This window comes from Lacipirellula parvula (assembly GCF_009177095.1).
GTDB lineage: Bacteria > Planctomycetota > Planctomycetia > Pirellulales > Lacipirellulaceae > Lacipirellula > Lacipirellula parvula.
In genome coordinates this window covers 5,919,913-5,939,823 of the sequence record NZ_AP021861.1, presented here as the reverse complement: position 1 = coordinate 5,939,823, position 19,911 = coordinate 5,919,913, and the positions used below count along the sequence as shown (strand labels likewise).

Annotated in this window: 17 protein-coding genes and 3 tRNA genes; 13 read left to right on the top strand and 7 right to left on the bottom strand. The window is 60.5% G+C overall.

Annotated elements, in window-relative coordinates; translation table 11 throughout:
- Window positions 1-35: 35 nt before the first annotated feature.
- A complete protein-coding gene (locus PLANPX_RS23315; RefSeq protein ID WP_152101039.1) occupies window positions 36-3,218 on the bottom strand; it encodes an ELWxxDGT repeat protein in 3,183 nt (1,060 codons plus the stop codon).
- Window positions 3,219-3,526: 308 nt separating this feature from the next.
- On the opposite strand from PLANPX_RS23315, the gene PLANPX_RS23310 reads away from it, so the two are divergent.
- The 4 genes from PLANPX_RS23310 (at window position 3,527) to PLANPX_RS23295 (ending at window position 6,686) form a co-directional block, all read left to right on the top strand.
- Window positions 3,527-4,114 carry a hypothetical protein gene (locus tag PLANPX_RS23310; RefSeq protein WP_152101038.1) on the top strand — a complete coding sequence of 196 codons (588 nt, stop codon included), beginning with the start codon at window positions 3,527-3,529 and terminating at the stop codon, window positions 4,112-4,114.
- A gap of 115 nt (window positions 4,115-4,229) precedes the next feature.
- A complete protein-coding gene (locus PLANPX_RS23305) occupies window positions 4,230-5,135 on the top strand; it encodes a hypothetical protein (protein ID WP_152101037.1) in 906 nt (301 codons plus the stop codon).
- A gap of 167 nt (window positions 5,136-5,302) precedes the next feature.
- On the top strand, window positions 5,303-5,962 hold the full coding sequence (locus PLANPX_RS23300; RefSeq protein ID WP_152101036.1) for a PspA/IM30 family protein: 660 nt from the start codon (window positions 5,303-5,305) through the stop codon (window positions 5,960-5,962).
- Window positions 5,949-6,686, top strand: a complete 738-nt coding sequence (locus tag PLANPX_RS23295; RefSeq protein WP_152101035.1) for a hypothetical protein — start codon at window positions 5,949-5,951, stop codon at window positions 6,684-6,686. Before PLANPX_RS23300 ends, PLANPX_RS23295 begins: the two co-directional genes overlap by 14 nt.
- Before the next feature lie 213 nt (window positions 6,687-6,899).
- On the opposite strand, the gene PLANPX_RS23290 is transcribed toward PLANPX_RS23295, so the two are convergent.
- Window positions 6,900-8,627, bottom strand: a complete 1,728-nt coding sequence (locus tag PLANPX_RS23290) for a serine/threonine-protein kinase (RefSeq protein ID WP_152101034.1) — start codon at window positions 8,625-8,627, stop codon at window positions 6,900-6,902.
- Between the two features lie 14 nt (window positions 8,628-8,641).
- Window positions 8,642-9,259: an RNA polymerase sigma factor gene (locus PLANPX_RS23285; RefSeq protein WP_152101033.1), complete on the bottom strand. Its 618-nt coding sequence runs from the start codon at window positions 9,257-9,259 to the stop codon at window positions 8,642-8,644.
- 141 nt (window positions 9,260-9,400) lie between these two features.
- Between PLANPX_RS23285 and PLANPX_RS23280 the strand changes: the two genes are divergently transcribed.
- From PLANPX_RS23280 to PLANPX_RS23270, 3 genes are read left to right on the top strand one after another with little or no spacing between them, the layout of a single operon-like run.
- The gene (locus PLANPX_RS23280) at window positions 9,401-9,832 is read left to right on the top strand and encodes a hypothetical protein (protein WP_198421805.1); all 432 of its coding nucleotides are present in this window, start codon (window positions 9,401-9,403) and stop codon (window positions 9,830-9,832) included.
- Window positions 9,832-10,497: a CDP-alcohol phosphatidyltransferase family protein gene (locus PLANPX_RS23275; RefSeq protein ID WP_152101032.1), complete on the top strand. Its 666-nt coding sequence runs from the start codon at window positions 9,832-9,834 to the stop codon at window positions 10,495-10,497. The genes PLANPX_RS23280 and PLANPX_RS23275 overlap by 1 nt, the downstream gene beginning before the upstream one ends.
- A complete protein-coding gene (locus PLANPX_RS23270) occupies window positions 10,494-11,498 on the top strand; it encodes a phosphatidate cytidylyltransferase (protein ID WP_152101031.1) in 1,005 nt (334 codons plus the stop codon). The genes PLANPX_RS23275 and PLANPX_RS23270 overlap by 4 nt, the downstream gene beginning before the upstream one ends.
- Window positions 11,499-11,613: 115 nt before the next feature.
- Here the strand turns inward: PLANPX_RS23270 and hisN are convergent, their stop codons facing one another.
- Window positions 11,614-12,429, bottom strand: a complete 816-nt coding sequence (gene hisN, locus PLANPX_RS23265) for a histidinol-phosphatase (RefSeq protein WP_152101030.1) — start codon at window positions 12,427-12,429, stop codon at window positions 11,614-11,616.
- Window positions 12,430-13,091: 662 nt separating this feature from the next.
- Here hisN and PLANPX_RS23260 point away from each other — a divergent pair.
- From PLANPX_RS23260 to PLANPX_RS23250, 3 genes are all read left to right on the top strand, one after another.
- Window positions 13,092-13,163, top strand: a tRNA-Phe gene (locus PLANPX_RS23260).
- Between the two features lie 64 nt (window positions 13,164-13,227).
- A tRNA-Glu gene (locus tag PLANPX_RS23255) sits at window positions 13,228-13,302 on the top strand.
- A gap of 226 nt (window positions 13,303-13,528) precedes the next feature.
- Window positions 13,529-13,601: transfer RNA gene (locus PLANPX_RS23250), tRNA-Lys, on the top strand.
- Between the two features lie 16 nt (window positions 13,602-13,617).
- Here the strand turns inward: PLANPX_RS23250 and PLANPX_RS23245 are convergent.
- Complete coding sequence (locus PLANPX_RS23245; protein ID WP_152101029.1) at window positions 13,618-14,016, bottom strand: hypothetical protein; 399 nt, start codon at window positions 14,014-14,016, stop codon at window positions 13,618-13,620.
- Between the two features lie 703 nt (window positions 14,017-14,719).
- Here PLANPX_RS23245 and PLANPX_RS23240 point away from each other — a divergent pair.
- The 3 genes from PLANPX_RS23240 (at window position 14,720) to PLANPX_RS23230 (ending at window position 18,331) form a co-directional block, all read left to right on the top strand.
- Window positions 14,720-15,334 (top strand): SOS response-associated peptidase, encoded by a 615-nt coding sequence (locus PLANPX_RS23240; protein WP_172992272.1) that lies wholly within the window; start codon window positions 14,720-14,722, stop codon window positions 15,332-15,334.
- Between the two features lie 2,476 nt (window positions 15,335-17,810).
- Window positions 17,811-18,020 carry a hypothetical protein gene (locus PLANPX_RS23235; RefSeq protein WP_152101027.1) on the top strand — a complete coding sequence of 70 codons (210 nt, stop codon included), beginning with the start codon at window positions 17,811-17,813 and terminating at the stop codon, window positions 18,018-18,020.
- Window positions 18,017-18,331, top strand: coding sequence for a hypothetical protein (locus PLANPX_RS23230; protein ID WP_152101026.1), 315 nt, complete (start codon window positions 18,017-18,019; stop codon window positions 18,329-18,331). Before PLANPX_RS23235 ends, PLANPX_RS23230 begins: the two co-directional genes overlap by 4 nt.
- Before the next feature lie 107 nt (window positions 18,332-18,438).
- Here the strand turns inward: PLANPX_RS23230 and PLANPX_RS23225 are convergent, their stop codons facing one another.
- Entirely contained in the window at window positions 18,439-18,798 is a 360-nt protein-coding gene (locus PLANPX_RS23225; protein ID WP_152101025.1) for a hypothetical protein, read from the bottom strand.
- Between the two features lie 472 nt (window positions 18,799-19,270).
- Window positions 19,271-19,594 (bottom strand): hypothetical protein, encoded by a 324-nt coding sequence (locus PLANPX_RS23220; RefSeq protein ID WP_152101024.1) that lies wholly within the window; start codon window positions 19,592-19,594, stop codon window positions 19,271-19,273.
- Window positions 19,595-19,911: the final 317 nt, after the last annotated feature.

The window sequence follows — 19,911 nt, the reverse complement described above, 5'->3', positions numbered from 1 at the left end:
ATCGTCTCGCCGCGCACTGCTTCATTCGACAGTTGCTATGCACCCATTCGAAGCCTGCTGCCGAGCCTCTTCTTCCGCCCCCACGCTTCCGAGCGGGCGTCGCTGAACAGGTGCATTAGATCGCCGCTTGCGTAGAACGCGTCGACGGCGGACGCTTCAGCGGGTGCGAATTCGCTTGCCGGCCGCGGGCTGGCGAAATCCTCTTTGGCGAGTGCCTCATTGCTCATTGGCTCCATCGCCATGACTGCCGCGCTGTCGTTGGCGACTGAAGGAGCGGCGGACGTCGCTAATAACGGAGCCGTCGCGCCGAAATTCTGCTTCCAGATTGTGAGATCGCCCGCGTCGACGCTGCCGTTGCCGTTGCCGTCGGCCCCGCTGCCGAGCGGAGTCGCCTGCGAGCCGTACTGTCGTTGCCATGCTAGGAAATCGCTCCCGTTGACGACTCCGTCGCGATTGTAGTCGCCGGCGAGCGGGGGCTCCGCGAGATTGGCGACCCAGATTTCACCGCCATACCATTCGGTCGTGGCGACGACGAATAGCCGGCCGTTGACTGCGACGATGCTGGCAGGATCGCTGCCTGGTTCGCCGGGGGCGAAATCATGAACCAGTTTGGTTCCCGCCTCGGTGCCGTCGCTTGTCCAAAGCTCACGGCCGCTTGCCCCGTCATCGGCGGTGAAGTAGAGCCTCCCGCCCACGTTGGTCAGGCTGGCGGGATAGGAAGGAAGCGATCCAGCGTGGATGTCCTTAATGCGGATTGTTCCGGCTTCGGTTCCGTCACTCTTCCAGAGCTCGACGTTGCTCGGCACATCGTCAATGCCGGGACCGTCATAAGCGGCGAAGTAGAGCGTCCCGCCTACATTTGTCAAATAGCGAGGGTTGGAAGCAAGGTTATCGACGTGGCTATCAATCACGATCACAGTGCCGGATTCGGTCCCGTCGCTCTTCCAGAGGCCATAGCCGCTGACTCTTCCGGAGGAGGAAAAATAGAGCGTGTCCCCTACTTTTGTAAGGTTGGCGGGTGAAGAACCATTTACGCCAGGCTCGATATCCTTAATTCGCACTGTACCCGCAGACGTTCCGTCGCTCTTCCAAAGTTCGCGGCCGGTTGCCCCGTCGTCGGCATTAAAGTAAAGAATGCCAGCGACTTCTACTAGGACATTCTGCTTGCTTAAGAAGGTCGACCCAAACGCACCAAGCGCCCCTGCGCGGATATCCTTCACGCGGACAGTTCCGGCCAAAGTGCCGTCACTCTTCCAAAGCTCTCGGCCTGTCGATCCGTCGTTGGCGGTGAAATAGAGCGTTCCTCCCATATTGATCAGATGCGCAGGAGAGGAGTCCGAGTCGGGGTTGATGTCCTTGACTCTGGTCGTCCCGGCCGCAGTGCCGTTGCTCTTCCATAACTCCATGCCAAAGTTCGGGTCGCTGGCCGTGAAGTAGAGCACCCCGCCAACGTTCACCAGAAAGGTGTTCGAGGACGCAGAAAGCGACGCAAGCGAGCCCGCCGCAATGTCCTTCACGCGAACGGTTCCCGCTTCCGTTCCGTCGCTCTTCCAAAGTTCGCGGCCACTGGTCCCGTCGTCGGCCGTGAAGTAGAGCGTTCCTCCGACCTCGGTTAAGTGGCTAGGCGAAGATCCCAACGCTCCGGGATTGACGTCTTTGATTCGTACCGTGCCGGCAGCGGTCCCGTCGCTTTTCCAGAGTTCTTCGCCGCTCGTGCCGTCGTTCGCTGTGAAGTAGAGCGTCTGTCCAATTTTTGTCAGATTTCCGGGGGTCGAGCCCATCGAGCCGTAACGAATCTCTTTGACGGGCACGGTTCCCGCAGCAGAACCATCGCTTATCCAAAGCTCGCGGCCATTGATGCCGTCGTTGGCCGAAAAGTAGAGCAGTCCCCCGACGGCTCGTAGCGAAGGAGTGCGGGAACCCTCTGCTGCTACCGGGGTGTTCTTGACGCGGGTGGTCCCAATCGTGGTTCCGTCGCTCTTCCACAGTTCGTCGCCGCTCGTGCCATCGTTGGCAGTGAAGAACAGCGTCCCAGCCACGTTCGTTAAATATTTTGGGAAAGAGCTGGCTGAACCTGGCCTAATATCCAAAATAGGCGCGGTCCCGGCGTTCGTTCCGTCGATTTTCCAGAGTTCGACGCCACTATCTTGGCCGCTGGCGACAAAGTACAGCGTCCCTCCGACGTTTCGGAGATTACCAAAATTGGTAAAATTAGCTCCTGGAACGCCGCCTGCCACGCGGACGGTTCCCGCCTCGGTGCCGTCGCTCTTCCACACGCCGCCGCCGTTGGCGCCGTCGTAGGCAGTGAAGTAAAGCTTGCCTCCGACGTCGACGAAGTTGTTGGGAGAAGAACTAGTCGCGCCGGAGGTGACGTCCTTGACGCGAACCGTGCCCGCGTCGGTTCCATTGCTTTTCCAGAGTTCGACTCCGCTAGATCCTTCGGAGGCGGCAAAGTAGAGCGTCCCTCCAACGTTCGTCAGTTTGTCTATTCCGGAGGATATCGAACCTGCGCGAATATCTTTGACGCGAACGGTCCCCGCCGCGCTGCCGTTGCTTTTCCAAAGTTCAATGCCGCTAGTTCCGTCGTTGGCGGCGAAGTAGAGCGTGCCGTTGACGTTTGTTAGGGCGCTGGGCGAGGAATCGCTCGCGCCGGCGCGGATGTCTTTGACGAGGACGGTTCCCGTCGCGGTTCCGTTGCTCTTCCAAAGTTCGACGCCGCCAGTGCCGTCATTGGCTGTGAAGTAGAGCGTTCCGCCGACGTTGGTCAGGAGGCGAGGAGTCGAATCATCCGGGCCAAGCCGAATATCTTTCACGCGGGTGGTTCCCGCTTCGGTCCCGTCGCTCTTCCATAATTCACGGCCTCCAGTTGCATCGAGCGCCGTGAAATAGAGCGTCCCGCTTACGTTCGTCAAAGAGGCGGGAGAAGAATCCGTAAGCCCTGGGAAAATGTCCTTCACGAGCACAGTTCCCGCCGCCGTGCCGTCGCTCTTCCAGAGTTCGACGCCGTTCGCTTGCGTCGATGCCGTGAAGAAGGCAAGCGCGCCGACTTCCACAATATTTGCGGGATCCGACCCAATGGCCGCCGGCGTCGTGTTGACGTCCTTCAGCAACTGAAAATCACTCGCCAGCAGCTGACGCGCTTCGAGCGGTTCCAATGCCAATCGTCGGCTGAGCGGAGCGAGGCGGAACAGCGGACGGCGAACTTGTTTGGTCGACATACAAACCCTGAACACAACCTGCAAACCGACGTATCAGCGGAGACCTCGTCCCGCCTGGCCGCAAGGAGCTATTTCTACCATGGAACTCTTATGGTACCTGTCCTGAGCGAAGAATAATAAGGCATCCGCAAAGAAACCGCAAAGTTCCGCAAGTCGCCATGATGTTGCATCGACTAAGTGGCCATTTGATCGCCACGTGATGTGGGCGGTTGGGGGTACTGGCAAAGTTTTTTCCTTCTGCGGTTAATCCTCGCCGCTTGTCGCGGTTTCCTGCTTGGGCATGAACCAGCCACTCAGGAAACCAAGCCATGTTTCGCAGACATCTCCAAACCGGGATCGCGCACGTCGGACTCGCCCTCCGCGATCCGGAAGAATTTGCCGTCGTTTGGAACGAAGGACGGAGCGATTATCGCTGGCCGGTGTGGGCGGCGCTGCTCACGACGGCGATTGCCGGAACGCTGACCTACGGGATGACGATGGGGTTGCTCGGCGGCGCCGGCGACATCTTTTTCAAGGCGTTCATCTGTACCCTCTCGGCGGGGATCGCGTGGGCGATTCCGCTGCCGGCGCTGTACATCCTCAACAGCCTGTCGGGCTCGCGACTCTCGGCGAGCAGCACGTTGCTCGCGGCGCTCGTGACGGTTAGCTGGGGCGGCCTCGCGATGATCGCGTCGATCCCGATCAACTGGTTCTTCACGGCGACGATCCCGCACGCGGGGTTCGTGCTGGCGGTGAACCTCGTCGTCTTCACCGGCGTCGGCGTGGCGATGATCGACGTCTTCCGCCGCGTGATGGCACGGCTCGAACCGCAGCATGTGACGCCGGTGTGGTGGCTGCTGCTGGTCGGAGCGATCGGCGGCGAGCTGTTTTTCTTCTTCGGGCTGTTCGAGTTCTAGCGAAGGCGTAGTGAAAGGGCGAAGTGTTCATCCACTGCCCACTGCCCACTGACAACTGGCAACTGACAACTGACAACTTCAGTTCGCGTGCAACCAAAAATAAAGGCATAAAAAAATGCAAACCACCGAACAACTTCTGGACGCCCGTCGTCGGGGTCGTGACTCCACATTGCGAACCCCGGCGGCGGGAGGTGCGGGACTAACTGAAAGTGAATTCTGTGCAGTCGAAGTCGTCGAACCGCCCACGCCGCCGCGGCCGATCGAGCCGCGCGAGCTAACGCTGCTTGCGTTGATTGAACTCGTGCTGAAGGATCGGCGGCGGCTCTACCAAGCCCTCCGCGTGCCGGCGGCGACGCCGGTGATGTTGCCGCGGCTGTTGGCGATTTCGCTTGCCGGGTTTGTACTGTACGGGCTCGCGATGTCACTCGTTTTCACGGCGACGGATTGCTGGCCCAGCCTGACCTCGCTACCGACGTGGCTCGATTCGCCGCGGTCGACGCTCTTGCAGTTCGCATCGATCGAATCGACATGGGGCAAGTTCGGCCCATGGATCAACGGCGAAGCGGCGGCGCTCGTGACGGCGTACGCTTTCGGCCTCATCGCCGCGAGCGCGGTCTGCTTGCCGAGTCTCTACTTCTACTGCCTGCTCGCCGGCGTGCGGATGACAATGCTCGAGGTCGTGCTCCATACGGTGAAGTCGAAGGCGGTGGCGGCGGTAGCGCTCGTCGGCATCTTGCCGATCTACGTCGCCTTCGCGATGGGGATCGTCATCTTCGGCGGCGGCGAGCTCGCCCTCGCGGCGACCATGTGGCTCGGGCTGATCTTGCCGTTCATCGCCGGGCTGTGGGGAACGGTGGCGTTGTACCAGGGTTTCGCGCCGCTGTGCGACACGATGGCCGCCGACCGTCGGGCTCGCCGCGAATGCTTCTTGCGACGGCTCGTGCTGTCGTGGTCGGCCTGCTACACGGCGGTGGTGCCGGTGATGATTTACACGATTTGGGAAACGCTGTCGCGAGCTTAGTGGTCGACGGGTTCACCAAGCTGAATGCATTCAACACAGAGAGCACAGAGGACACAGAGAAATGCGAAAGATTCTGATAAATACGGATGTATTTCCTCTGTGCTCTCTGTGTCCTCTGTGTTGAAGTTTTCTAATTCAGGCAATCGAAAGATATAAGGAATTAATTCGTGGGACTACTCAAACGGATGAGCAACCTGCTCTCGGCGAACCTTAACGACTTGATCGATCAGTGCGAAGATCCCGAAAAGCTGTTGCGGCAAGCGGTCCGCGACATGGAAACGGCGCTCGGCCAGTTGATGGATGGCGCCGCGCGGGCGATCGCCCATCAAAAGCTGCTTGCCCGGCAGTTGCATGACCAACAACAGTCGATCGCGCAGCGGGTGCGCACGGCGGAGCTGGCCCTCGCGCGCGGCGACGAAGCGGCAGCCCGACGCGAATTGCGGCGGAAGATCGAGCACACGCAACTTGCCGACGCGCTGGCGCAACAAACGGCTTCTGCCGAAGAGCTCAGCGAACGGTTGCGCAGCCAGGTCGCCGCGATGCGACTCAAGCTGGCCGAAGCGCGGCGACGATTGGCCGAGATCTCGGCCCGCAACCGGGCGGCCGTCGCGCGGCGGAAATTCGTCGCGGCGCTGCCGACCGAGGCGAACGGCGGCGACGCGATCAATGCATTCCAACGAATCTGTGCGAAGGTCGAGCAATCTGAGGCCGAGACCGAAGCGCTGTTAGAACTGCTTGGCGTCGGCGATTGCGACGATACGTTCGACGTCGACGTTGAAGAAGAACTCCGCGCGATGCGGGAGGCGGCGGGCCATGTTACTCCTTGAAACGACGATTTTTTATTTGGTGTTCGGCGTCGTCGTCGCGGTGGCGAGCTACTTGCAACAGGGCAAGCCTAACAGCGACGACGACGGCGAATCTGTTCGTGAATCGTTTGGCGTCGCACTCGCCATGCGACTTGGCTCGGCGTGCCTCTTCTGGCCATTTTACTTGCCGATGTTGTTGTCGGCGGGGCAGGGGGGCGAAGAAGAAGCGAGAAGTAATGCGCCTCGCGAAGAGAGCGACGGGCCCATTGAGTGCGATGCGTTGGCCGCGGCGATCGCGCAAGTCGAAGCCGAACTCGACGCCGCGCTGCAGGGGCTCGATGGTTGGGCCGAGGATGTGCTCAACTGCGAAGAGCGGCGGCTGGTCGAACTTCGTTCGGCGTGGCGAGCGCAAGCGGAGCGGATCCGGCAGCTTGATCGGCTGCTCGGCGAGACGGCCGCGCACGTTGATCCACTCGCCGCGGCCGCCGCGGAAATTGGCGCCGCGCGGCACAGCGAAGAGGTCCGCCGCGAGAACCTGCGGCAGTTGGCCGAGCTACGGAAGCAACTGCATGCCGATCTGATCGGCACGCTCGCGTGGGTGCGCGAGTTGGTGACGATGATTCACCTGGCGAAGTTCAGCGGGGCGCCGGCGGCGCGGGCCGAGGAACTCGTCGTGCAAATCGCGGCCGCGGTGCAGGGGTTGTCGGAGGTGAGCGCTTGGCGGGAAGAGGAGGTTAAATGCTGAATGGGGGAGCGCGTGACTTCAGTTCAAATTCTGTTCCGACGCGAGGCCAACGACTTTTTGAAAGTTCTGGCTCCCTCCCCCTTGAGGGGAGGGGACCTCATCATTGGAGATATGCCATGCTCTCGCCCCTCAGGGGTGAGCATGTTGAGCCTTCGTAGAGAATGTATCGTGGTGCTACATGTCGACGCTTCGCGACGACATGCCACCCGCTGATCACCGCTCCCTCCGCCGCACCTGCCGCCAGTACTTCCATCCCGGCAGCGCAAAACAAACCCCCGACACCACGCCGAACAGCGTGAGCCCCAGGTTCGGCATCACCGTCTGCACTTGCAGCCACGCCATCGCCAGGCCGGTGAGGCATAGCACCGCGGCATGGACGTAAAACTTGCCCGACAGCATCGCCGCTTTCATGAGGAACACGGCGCCGCTCACCGGGCCGAGCACCGGCGAGAGCGTGAGTACTTGCAGCCCGAGTTGCCATTCGATGACGTACATCGACGCGTCGATGATCATGCTGCCGGCCCATACGTGGGCGATCTGCCGCTCGACGAACGTGATCGGCCCGCTGCGATGGCGGAGGTTCCAAAAGATCGCCGCCCAACTGCCGAGGCCGATCGTCCACAGCGCGATGTAAGGCCACCGCGAGGTGACGCCAGCGAGTTGAAAGCCGTTGGTGATCATGCAGAGCACCAGTAGCACCGCTGCGTGGAGCATCCATAGCAGTCCCCAATTCTCGAGGATGCTGACATGATGCGTTTCGCGAAACGCGCGGGTGATGATGCCGGAGAAGCGTCCAGACCGTGCGGCGATCGGTTCGTTGGCGAGATAGGCTTCGAGATCGTCGGCCAACTCGCCGGCCGAGGCGTACCGTAGCTCGACCGGCTTCTGCAAACACTTCATCGCGATCATTTCGAGATCGCGATCAACCCGCGGGTTGAGCAGTTGCGGCGCCACGGGATCTTGTTCGAGCACGAGCAACACCGTGTCGACGGGCGTCGCCCCCTGAAACGGCGGCCGGCCGGTGAGCGTCGCGTAGAGAATGGCGCCAAGGCTGTAAACGTCCGACGCCGGGCCGATCGAACCGCGACTGCCGGCCGCTTGCTCGGGGCTCATGTAGCCGGGCGTGCCGAGGATGGCGCCCGTTTGCGTCAGTTGCGCGTCGTGCGGCCGATCGCCGTCATCGCTCGCCGGCGTCAGTCGTTTCGCCAAACCAAAATCGCTGACGTACGCCTCCGCTTGTTCGTCGATGAGGACGTTCGACGGTTTGAGGTCGCGATGCAACACGCCCTGTTGATGAGCGGCCGCGATGGCGCGGGCGATCGGCGCGAGCAACCGGGCCGCTTCGCGCGGCGGCAGCGGTCCGGCGGCGACGCGTTGGGCGAGCGTCTCGCCGGCGACGTATCGCATCGTGAAGTAGGGCAGGTCGCCATGCTGGCCGACTTCGTACACCGGCACGATGCTCGGGTGATTGAGCCGGGCAGCGGTCTCGGCTTCGCCGCGGAAGCGGGCGAGGTCGGCGAGGCTCGCCGTGGCGCCGCGGAGCACGATTTTCAGTGCGACGATGCGGTCGAGACTCCGCTGCCGCGCGCGATAGACGACCCCCATGCCGCCGCGGCCAAGTTCCTCAAGCAACTCGTAGTCGCCAAAGTCGCCGTCGAGCGGGATGCCGCTGCGCGTCGGCCACGGCTTTCCTGCCGCAGCATTTGGCGCACTTGCCCAGTGCGCGGTGGCGTCCGACTCGCTTTGGAACTCTTCGGCGAGTGCCGCGACGCCCCACAATTCGCGCAGCTCGTCGGCAAGGTCGGGATGGGCCGCGGCTGTGGCTTCGAGATCAACCGACTGCCCCGCCCGCGCCGCGGCAAGTAGCGACTCCATCAACTCGGCGAGTCGCTCGTCGCGATCATCGGGCGCGGGATCTGGTTTGTTTGCCGGTGAACTCATGCGGCGATTGCTTCCTACCACTGCGAAGGCGTATCGCCGAGAATCGACTTCAACTGCCGGAGCGCTCGCAAGTACCGCATCGCCGCCGCGGGTTGGCTCAGGCCGAGCAGTTCCGCCGCTTCGCTATTTGTCAGCTGCTCAGCATGCCGCATGAAGATGATCTCGCGGTCGGCCTCGGCAAGCGTCTCGACGGCAGCGTTGAACCGCTCGGCAAACTCGCGATGCAGCATCGCCGCGGCCGGAGTTAACTCAGCGTCGCGCACCAGCGCCGCCGGCGGGAGCATACTCGTTCCTTCGCCGCCGACCGATTGCTCGTTGGCGACGCTCCGCTTGTCGGCTAGCTGACGGCGATAGACGTCGGCCAGCCGATCGCGGGCGATCTGCCGCAGCCACGCATGGAACGGCAACTTCGGATCGTGAACGTAATCCGCCAACCGCCGGCTCGCAGTGAGGAGCGCGTCTTGCACGACGTCGCTTGCGTCGACGCGGCGGGCCAAGCCGCGATTGAGCCGGCCGCGCACCATCCGCTCCAGCGACTGCCGATGCCGCTCCATCAACCGGTCGACGGCGGCACGATCCCCCTCGCGGGCGCCATGGAGCAGCTGTTCAGTTTCGTCGGCGTTCGGCCACATTTCGCGGGGCTCTCAATCGCTGGCGGCGGGCAACTCAGTGTATCTCAATTGTAGCCCATCGCTCGCTGGCTCGCTGTTCTTGGCGTATTCGTTGGGCTGCTGTTAAAAATCCACTTCCCAAGTGATTGAGTCAAGTTCAGAATGGCGACCGCGTTATCCGCGAAACTCGCTCCGGCCGATGATGAGCCGGCCCCGCAACTTGGATTTCCGCCTGTGCCTGCCGCGACTCCCCTGACCAGCATCATTTGCTTCATCGTCGCCGCGTTCCTCGGCGCCGTGGGGCAGTTTCTGTACAAGAGCGGCGCCGCCGCGGCGAATAGCGGGTGGCTGAGCTACTTGCTCAACGCGAAGCTCGCCGGCGGCGTGGCGTGCTACATCGCCGTGATGGTGTTGTTCGTCGCGGCGTTCAAGCAAGGGGGCTCGCTGCTGGTGCTGTACCCCATCTACGCGTCGACGTTCATCTGGGCGGCGCTGATCGCGTGGCGGTTCGAAGGGGCGACCATCTCGGCCGTCAACGTGTTGGGAATGCTTGTGCTGATTGCCGGCATGTTCTTGTTGGGATGGAAATCTTGATGAGCGAAACGCCGTACGAACCGACGGAGCGTCGGCCGATTGCCAGCCGTGACACCCGCTGGGCGGCCCGTGTAGCCGCGTGGCTCATTAAGATCGGCGCCTCGCCGAACGGGATCTCGGTGTTCGGGATGGTGGCCGCGTCGGCGGCGGGCGTGGCGTTTGCCGCGACGAGCCACGCGAATGAAGGAGTCGCGCGAGCGCTGTGGTTCGTCGGCGCGCTGCTGTGCCAGGTGCGATTGCTCTGCAATCTGTTCGACGGCATGGTCGCGGTGGGCCGGCAAATCGCTTCGCGGACCGGCGAGTTGTACAACGAAGTTCCCGATCGCGTCTCCGACGCTGCGATTTTTATCGGGCTCGGCTATGCTGCGGGCGGCGATCCGGCCCTCGGCTATCTGGCGGCGCTGTTGGCGGTGTTCGTCGCCTATGTGCGGGCGATGGCCCGTTCGCTCGGCGCCCCCAACGATTTCTGCGGGCCGATGGCGAAGCCGCAGCGGATGGCGATCGTTACCGTGCTCGGCGCGTGGTTGGCGTTCTCCCCGCTCGCGTGGCGGTTGCCGTGGAGCGAAGTTCGCATCGCACTCGGCCTCGTCATCATCGGCTGCCTGGCGACGGCGGTGCGCCGTCTCGCCCGGGCTGCGACCTTCCTCAAAACTGGTTCCGTATGAGCGTCAACGACCGCCTGTTCGATCCGTCGCATGCCTTCGATCACCCCGCCACCGTCGCATTGGTGGCCGTGATCGTCATCGGTTTGATCGCCGCGTCGATTTTGATTCGCGTTCGCAAACGGCAGGGACGGCTCAGCGACGACACCTACCGCGAGCTGATCGCGCGGACACGATCGTGGTACATCCTCGCCGCGGCGATGGTCGTGCCGATCCTGCTTGGCGCCGCGTGGGTCTACGGCTTCTTTCTGCTGCTGAGCCTGTTCTGCTTCCGCGAATTCGCCCGCGCGACGCAGCTCGACGAATCTCGTATTGAGTGTGCGTCGGTCGTTCTCGGCATCCTGGTGACGTACTTCGCCCTCGTCGATCATTGGATGGGGCTGTTCACCGCGTCGTGGGCGTTTGGCATCGGGCTTGTCGTCGTCGGCAGCTTGCTTCCCGACAATCCGCAGGGATACATCCGCCGCACGGCAGTCGCGATCGTGGGGTTCGCCCTGTTCGGCATCAGCCTGGGGCATCTCGCGTACATCGCGAACGATCCGCTCTTCCGGCCGATCTTGCTGTGGCTGCTGATTTGCACCGAACTCAATGATGTGTTCGCGTATCTGTGCGGCAAGAAGTTCGGCCGCCGCAAACTGCTACCGAACACGAGCCCCAACAAAACGATCGCCGGCGCTGTGGGGGCGGTGCTGCTGACGACGCTGCTCGCGGCACTGCTCGGAGCTTGGGTCTTCCGCGGCACGACGGTGAACTACTGGCCGCATCTTGTGATGCTCGGGCTGATGATCAGCATCCTCGGCCAGTGCGGCGACCTAGTGATCTCGTCGATCAAACGCGACTTGGGCGTGAAAGATATGTCGACGCTCATCCCTGGCCATGGCGGACTGCTCGATCGCTTCGACAGCCTGCTGATCGTGGCGCCGGGGGTGTTCCACTACCTCAACTATGTGAAGTCGACTGGCGTCGGGTGGGATCAGCCTGAAAGAATCATCACCGGCATGTGAGCGTAGGTGGGCAATTAGACGTGTGTGCCACTGGCATCTTGCCAGTGAGAGGCGCCGAGCGAGTACCCACTTCAGCACTGGCAGGATGCCAGTGGCACCCCGCGCTCATCTAGCCTTACGCCTCGCGCGTCAACCCTAGCACCGTGCCAGCCAAATGCCGATTGGTCGCCACCGCGTTGCCGGTGTGTACCGAAGGCTCGCCGCGCCAATCGGAATAGTGCCCGCCGGCGCCGTCGATCACTGGCTTCAGCGCCGCCGCATCCCACAAGCTAATGAAGAGGTCGACCATCACGTCGGCCCGGCCGGTGGCGACGAGCATGAACCCGTACGCATCGCCCCACGTGCGCGACAGGCGGCACGACTTTTCGAGTTGCGAGTAAACGTCGCGCACCGTTTGCTTGCCGAGGCGGCTGTACTTGCCGACTTCAGTGGTGACGAAGGTCGCTTCGGCCAAACGCTCGGTCGACGAGACGCGAGCTTCGACCGGTTCTCCGTCGCCGATGGCGAACCAAGTTTGCCCGCCCGTCGCGGCGTAGACGATTTCTTCAGTCGCCGGCGAGTAGATAACGCCAATGAGCGGTTGATCGTCCTTCATCACCGCAACCAGCGTCGTGTAGAGCGGCACGCCGGCAATAAAACTCTTTGTGCCGTCGATCGGGTCGAGCACCCAGCGGTACGGCGAGGTGCCCGGCTTCTCGCCGAATTCTTCGCCCAGGATCGCATCGTCGGGGAACTGTGCGGAGATCTGCTCGCGCAGGAGCGTCTCCGACGCGCGGTCGGCCGCAGTGACGGGCGAGCCGTCGCCTTTGCGTTCGACGTCGAGCGTCGACTGGCGGAACCAGTTGAGCGTGATGGCGCCGGCGGCGCGGGCGGCGGAGACCGCCAACTTGAGGCGGGATTGAACTTCAGGATCGGCGTTTGAGTGCGTCATAGACTGCCCAAGCTACTAAACTCCGCGACGAGCGCCGAGGGGAGGTTGGCCGCGGAGGCGGTCAAGAGCATTCTGGCTTGATTTTCGGGGCAAAATGAGGGCGAATGAACCGACCACCCCCGTTCCCCGTTGAGCTGGCCGGCCGCTAAATCGCTTGCAACGTAAAACGCAGCCAGCACTGAGGGGAAAATCGATTGAAGTGACTTCGTGCCTTCTTGCGCGCCCTTTGTGCTCTTCGTGGTGAACGTATTTCCGTTGTTGATCGGACAGGCTTTGCGATCGTCACTCCGGCCGGTCGTTGACCGGCGGCTGCTTGGTGCGAACTTTTTCTGACATTCGCAAGAAAAGTGCGCGAACTTTCGCCAATAACCGACATCTATATCTATCAGAACGACGCCCTTCGACTTTATCGGGTATAGTTCGGATAGGAGAAATGCTTTCCATGTTACGGCCCAGTCAACACCTTTCGATGCTCGCGGCGAATATCGTCGGCCCGACGTTTGGCGAACAGCCGAACGAACGGTCCCAATACGCGCTCGCCGGTAAAGGGCATTGCTGACGCTTGGCCAACTCTTTTGATAGAGCCACAAGGCCCGGCGTCGCTGCGACGCCGGGCCTTTTTCGTTGGCTCGCGGCGCACGGATGCTCCCACGGCAACTCGCGGGCTGGTAGCTGAGACGGTCTAGCGGCGGTCTGAAGAACCGCAGACGAGGATTCGAGCGCCTCCCAGCCCACTCTGCGCTCACGGTGCGCGCACGCATAACGAACTGCAGAAACGAAGCAAGCGATTGTTAACAAGCCCTGTTCGTCTATTGGCCTGAGGATGGCGGCCTTTCAAGCCGCAGAGGGTGGGTTCGAATCCCCCACAGGGCGTTTGGAGGGTTCAGTGGTCGGGGTTCAGGGTTCAGGAAGGAAGAGTTTTCTGTGCATTTCCTGAACTCTGAACCCTAACACCTGAACCCTCCTCAGGTAGTCGAGAGCTGGTCGCTCAAACGCGTCTGATAAGCGCGTGGCGCTGCGTTCGATTCGCAGGGCTACCACTCCAGAAGGGAACGTCGCATGAGTCAAGAAAATAAACATGACATCGCGAGCCACAAAAGGCTTCGTGGTGTCAACAGCAGCATACTCGACTTTTAATCGAGGCGGTGCGAGTGCAACTCTCGCCGAAGCCACTCGCTCGTAAGACCTCTAAGAAACGAAAGGGAGAGAACCACTACGGCACGAAGGACGCGACGGAATTCGGATGACGTGGATGACCTCTTCGAACTCCAGCAATTGATCGACGACCCAACCGAAGCCGATTCGCTCGCGAGAGGTTTCCTTCTTGTGCAACGCCCGGACGACTTCCTTGTAGTACGCGACGGCGATCAGCTCGAGCCGCAGGCGATTCGACGCTACCGAGGCTTGATAGAAGCCGGCGTTCAATAGCTGGGCGGCTTGCTGCTCAAGCTGCGGGCTGCAGATTGGGCAGATAGTACTTCGCTTGCGTTGCCGAGATCGATGCCAGCGAATGCTCAGCGACTCATGGGTGCGGATGAACCACGACACGACGGGGCGATGACTCGCCGGGAAAAGAGATGCGGCCATGAGAGTCCTTCCATGGCGCTGCCGGCATAGAAGAGACGCCCAGTGGGCCAACGCCCCGGCTGGGCGCTGCGACAATCCGACGGCGCTCTAAAAGGCCGAAGGCCCGCGAACGCAGTAAGAAAGGGGAGTGGATCCCCCGTCGCCATCTCGCTCCCCGGCTATCCGGATCAAAGCTTGAATGACAACCTACGCGCGCGGGCCTTCGGCCTGATGTTGCTATCATCGCACTGTCTCCACTCATTGACCGTGTTTCTTAGGCACGGGCCAGCGAAGCGCTGACGAACATCATTTTGCTGAATCAACCCGGTTGTGCAAGGCGAATTCCCGCCGCAGAGCACGGAGTATCCAAAGAACGTTGCACTAGCGTCGTCTCGATGGCAGTCTCAGTGGCATTTCGCGGCGTCCACTATGCGGCCTCGGAGTGCGTGCGAGAGGTTGGCACCGTCCAATAATTTGGGCCACAGTATCTTTGCTCCATTTCCTGTGGGCTCCACGTCCCACGAATCTCCTCGCAGTAGCGGTAGATTTGCTTGAGTGTAGGATTGCGGGTTTTAGTTTGAGGCCTTGGCGTGCCTTGGCAAATGCGGACGGACTTTCCGAATGAAGAAAGCTGCTGGTAGTGAAGCCCTCTTGACACGGCCAACACCGTATCCGTGCATATGCCCAAACGCTGGGCGACGGCCCTCTGGGTCGTGAGCGGCACTTGCAGCAGCTGTTCAATCTGTTGGACGGTAGCATCCGCTCGAACCTGCGCCAGATCGCCCTTAGCAGCATCCCCGGCGGCGGGTTCTACCCCCTCAAGCAGGTCCCGGTCATCCGCCTCGGCGACGACGGCGAGCGGGGTCTCGACGTCTGCGAGTGGGGGTTCTTGCCGACGTGGTGGAAGCCCTCAGACAAGCAGCCCAAGCGTGCGGCGTTCCAACGCCAATGCTTCAACGCTCGCAGTGAGACGGTCGACACGAAGCCAACGTACCGCTCTGCGTTCAAGACTCGCCGCTGCCTACTGCCGGCTGAGAAGTTCGAAGAGAAGAAACACTACTTCAGCTTCGCAGACCAGCGGCCATTCGCCTTCGCCGGCCTTTGGGAGACGTGGCACGGCGACGACGGCGAGATCTACACCTGCACGCTGCTAACCACGGAGCCGAACGAAGAGGTTCGCAGCGTCGGTCACCACCGCATGCCGGTCATCCTGCAGACCGAAGCCGAGTACGCTCGCTGGCTCAATCCGGAGATCAAAGAGCGCGGGCCGCTCGATGAGTTGATGCGGCCGTTGGCGGACGGGTCGCTCGAGGTCGAGCCGATCGGAACGCTGTTCTAGCGATGCACTGCGCGATTATCCGAGCCTTGCGTCAAGATCTAGATTCAATCGATCGCGCCGTCTCAACATTTGTCTCTAAGGACAACCACAGAGCTGGACTGGTCGATCGCACTTGTCGCAACAACGTTGACCTGTTCGAACAGGTCCTCCGATCGCCTGCGATTGAACACCTCCGCCCGCACTGCTCATTGCTTCAGCTGTAACGCCGCGAAAGCCCGCTGAGTGCCGCTCACCGGATGCGTTCGACTTGAGTGCTGCTACAGCTGCAGCCGCACTGGTAATCTTGGGTGCACGAACACGATGCCATTTGCCGCCGCTATGGAAGTGCCAGGAGCCATCCGACTTCTGGAACCACCAAACACCATCGTGAGCGAATACGATTCCCTGTAGCAACGGCGTTCGATCGGCAACGGGGCCGGCCTTTTCGGAATTGGAACGATTCGCAGTCCGCACTTCATCCGGCGAGTCCGATAGCGGTCTCGGTGTCGGTGCATTCTTGACCGGGTCCAACACAGGCTTAGCGGACTTGTGCTCCACTCGCGGGCTCTCGTAGATCGCCGGCCTCACGCCATCATCCACGAGCGCGGGCGTTGGGCGTCCGTTCGCATGTTGCAAACCACTTCGTGAAACGCGCAGCGCGTTGAGTTCCGCAAGAGCCGACGTGTAAGCATTGCTAACCGCAATCAATTGCGACTGATGAGTGAACTGTGCTCGTGCCAACTCTGCCTTTGCGTCGTCTTTCTCTGTCCTCAGCCCAGCGAGTTCTTTTTCGCACTCCGCTAGCGATTTCTGGTGCACAGCGGCAAATTCTTCCGCCGACGATGCCCGGAATAATGCGGCCGGAACAGCCATTCCGACGCACATTAAACCGACAATTGCGGCTGCAACACAAACTGGCACGAGACGCGAAGACTGCTTCCGTGCGTTCACCTCGGAATGTTCGGACCTTCCGAACGTCTCGACCGTCTTGACCGTCTCGAACCTTTCTGAGGCGGCATCTTTGCCCCGCTCAGTTCGCGGCCTGGCGGGTTGCCCTGAGTCGGACCTTGAGCGGGCTGAGGCGGGGTTTGCCATGAGAGGGCTCCTGTGCCATCGTCATCAGGCTGCGCGAGCATCCACGCTTTAGCGAAAGCAGCCGCACAGAATATAGCGACAATCAGCAGAATCTCAATGCCCCATATGTGTATTTGAATTTTTTCTAATTTAAACTGCGACCCTTGGACTCGGTACTCGTTGAGTTCAAGCCGCATCGCCACCGCAATCACGGTATATGCGACCATTCCCGCCGCGAAAAGCAGAAGGATCTGCATCCGCCCGAGACGATGGTAATGCCGTTCCATGACTAGGTCGCACAACGATGCCGCGAGAATCGCGACTGCTAGCATCGTCAGGCTCGTGTAGCCCAGAATTTCCCTCAGCGTTCGTGGGGAATCTCCAACTAGATGGAAGACTAAGACTAAGAAGACAGGGAGCGCTTCACTGATAAGGCAAAGTGTGAGCCACACGGCAACATCTCGTGAGCGAGAAGCTGCTTCGTGTGTCGGCACCTAGCTTACTCCTTAAAAGTGGACTTCTCGGTCCTCGGCAATGCAGGTGCAATGCACCACGCCGCGAGAGAGACTAAGCAAATTGCTACGCCCGCCATCGCCATCAACAAACAAGATGAAGCGGCATTCTCGTCTCCAATCGAGATAATGCGAGCGTAGGAAAAGGCAACTAATGCGACTCCAATTATCTGCAGCAGCCAAGTTAGTCTAGCAGCGGTTTTTGTCAAGTATACCATTTGACTTCCCTTTCAAACGATTCTAGACCGTTCCAACAAAGTCGCGAAGATAATTGTGCGGTTGATTATGGGCAATGGCATTGGGGCTTGTCACAGGGCCATCTCGCGACGCGATATACCCTGACTAGTTAATGACTTAAGGTGTCTATGCTGAGACGAAACCAGGCCGTTTTTCTCTAAATAAAATGGCTTTTATTGAGTTCTGGGCGCGACAGCATTGCGTGCACTTGAGAGTTGTCGCCGCCCGCGCCGGGACGCTACTCGCGCGGCGCGGGCTACACCGAGTTGCCAAAGATCGGGCCCGAAAGCCCCGAGTGGTACAGTTTCGCGTTTCCGTGAGGCCCGATTCAGCAAGCTGACAGCCGCGCCACGGAATCGTCGATTCCTACCACTCGCCCTAATGTCCCAACGGTTGGCGCCAGGCCTCACCGATCGCCGACCGCCGCCTCGTCGTCGAACTCAACTGCCGCGGACGCGTCACTGCTCAATCTGTGCGACCGATTTCCGCCAACGCTTGCAAATTGCATGGGGAGGGGCGAGATTAGGCAGCTGAGCGTTGGAACCAAGTACCGCTGGCTGCCTCGCTATGCTCTGCGAGTGCTTCTCGCGGCTATGACGTTGCTCTCGCTTTTTATGTGGCACCAGATGAACTGGCTCCAGGAACGCCGAGACTGCCTAGCACGAGGCGCGTTCATGGCCGAGCCAGATCCAGCAGTACGAGCTCCCGGAATACTCTCTCTTTTCGGCGAACATGGCTATTCGGAAATCTGGGGTGTCGGGCCACCCTACGAAGGTGGTGACACAGAGTACGAGCGAGAGATCGAATCTCTATTTCCTGAAGCTGAAAAGGTGTATGTCGAGACTTATTGCCCGCCCGAAAGCGATGAAGATAGCGGACAATGACCATGCCCCACCCCCGCTTCACCATGCGATGGTCGATTAGATCGTTGATGTTCTATACGGCTTCACTAGCCGCAGTCCTGATGTTCACGCAAATCCGCGCAGAATTCGCTGCATTCATACTGCTCTCTACATTCTGCACGCTGAACTTTCTGCTACCGGTGTCCTTATGGCGCCATATGACCTATGGCGCGTTGCTTGGAATCGTTGCTGTGATTCTGGTAATGATGATCTACGTCAAGTTGCATGCCGGGGTTGCAGTCGCTTCCAATTACCAAGAGAGTCAAGCAATTGATGCGGCGATGGAAGGTTAGAAGCCGTATGTATTCCCCTTAGGTTCATTCATTGGCGGTACAGCGGGCTTGCTACTATGCAAAGCTCGACGACAAGCGGACGCCTAACCCAGGACTAAGGCATCCGTTCACATTGCGTTCGCGCGCTGCTCGATGCTTTCGAGCCCAATAGCAACGAGTGCGACAACTGCGCACCCTACGGCGTAAAGGCCCTGCTCATCCCTGCGGGCGGCGCAGGCGGCGTGAGGTCGCTGTTCCACGTCTTCGCCTGTCAGGGCGGCGAAGCAACGCTGGGCGGCGAGGCGTATCGCTTGCCAGTGTTTGTCCTGCTCAATCAAGAACTCATTGCTACCGTCGTTGATCTTCCCGGCATTTTGGCGAAGGATTGTGCCGAACTCTAGGATAGCTGTGATCTGCTCGGCGGTCAGATCACGAACGATGCTTTTCGACTCGACGAGATCGACTAATGACGCCGCGTCGTTCAGCAACTCGCCGGGCAGCAGGTATTCATCGCGAGTTCCGTCAACGACCAGCTGTCGCTGAGTTTTCAGTGACGCTAGAACGCGAAGAGTATCAAGCCTGCTAGTCATAGCACTAGTCGCACGCGGGGCTCTTGTGACGCCGCCACTCTACCGCCCCCGCTCCCCGGCCGCAAACTTCTAAAGAAAGAGGGGAAGGAGCAGCACTGCCACGAAGAAAATACTGACGGCGAGCCCAAGAAATAGCAGAGGTCTGCCAAACAGTATCGACAGCACGACAAACGGGGTCGAATACCCAACCCCAAACTGAATGAAATCAGCTGCATCAAGTAACGATCCGGACAAGTGAGTTGGACGCGGCGTCGCCACGATAGAGCATCCGATCGCAGCCATCGTAACAGCAGCTAGTAGTCGCCTAAGACTTATTCGGAATCGCTGCTTCATGCACCCACTATATCCGCTGGCGACGGGCGGGGAATTGTTAAACTCGGTCCTCAAATGTAACTGCATCTGCCTCAAACTGAGTGAGTAGATTGTCCTCGGTATGGAACTCGACACGAAAGCGGCCGAACTCTAGGAAGTTGCCGTCTTCAGCGTTGCGATTGAAGACCGCAATGCGGCAGCATTCGCCGTCCAGGAAGTTTGCGACCTCTAAGTAGCTCGATGGGTTCACGATCGTCAGCTCGCGACCAGCACCTTCAAAGTCGAAGCTGAGGCGAGCGATGCAAGGCGACTGCGAAATTGTTAGCGATCGGCTGCCATCCCAGATTCCATATAAGTCGAGAAAGATCGGTGAACTGCTCATCCCCGCATTCTACCCCCGCCACTCGCCAGCGAAAGCAGACCTAGCCGCCGGATTCCGGGCGGGGTTAGCTGCCATTGCGCCAAGCGTCAATTTGAACGGCGAGCAGCATCGGCCAGAGAAAGAACCAGAGGAGCCAGTAAGTTAGATCCCGCCAAGTTAAGCCGACATGACCGTCGGGTGGCGGGGGAGGTGACTTGAGCGGTTGCGCCCTCCTCCTGCTGAATATCGCCGGGACTAGCGAGAGCACGCACAGTGCTCCCCACAGGCAAATCAGCGGAACTGCGACGATGATTGCTGCAGTGGCCATGCCGCTCCGT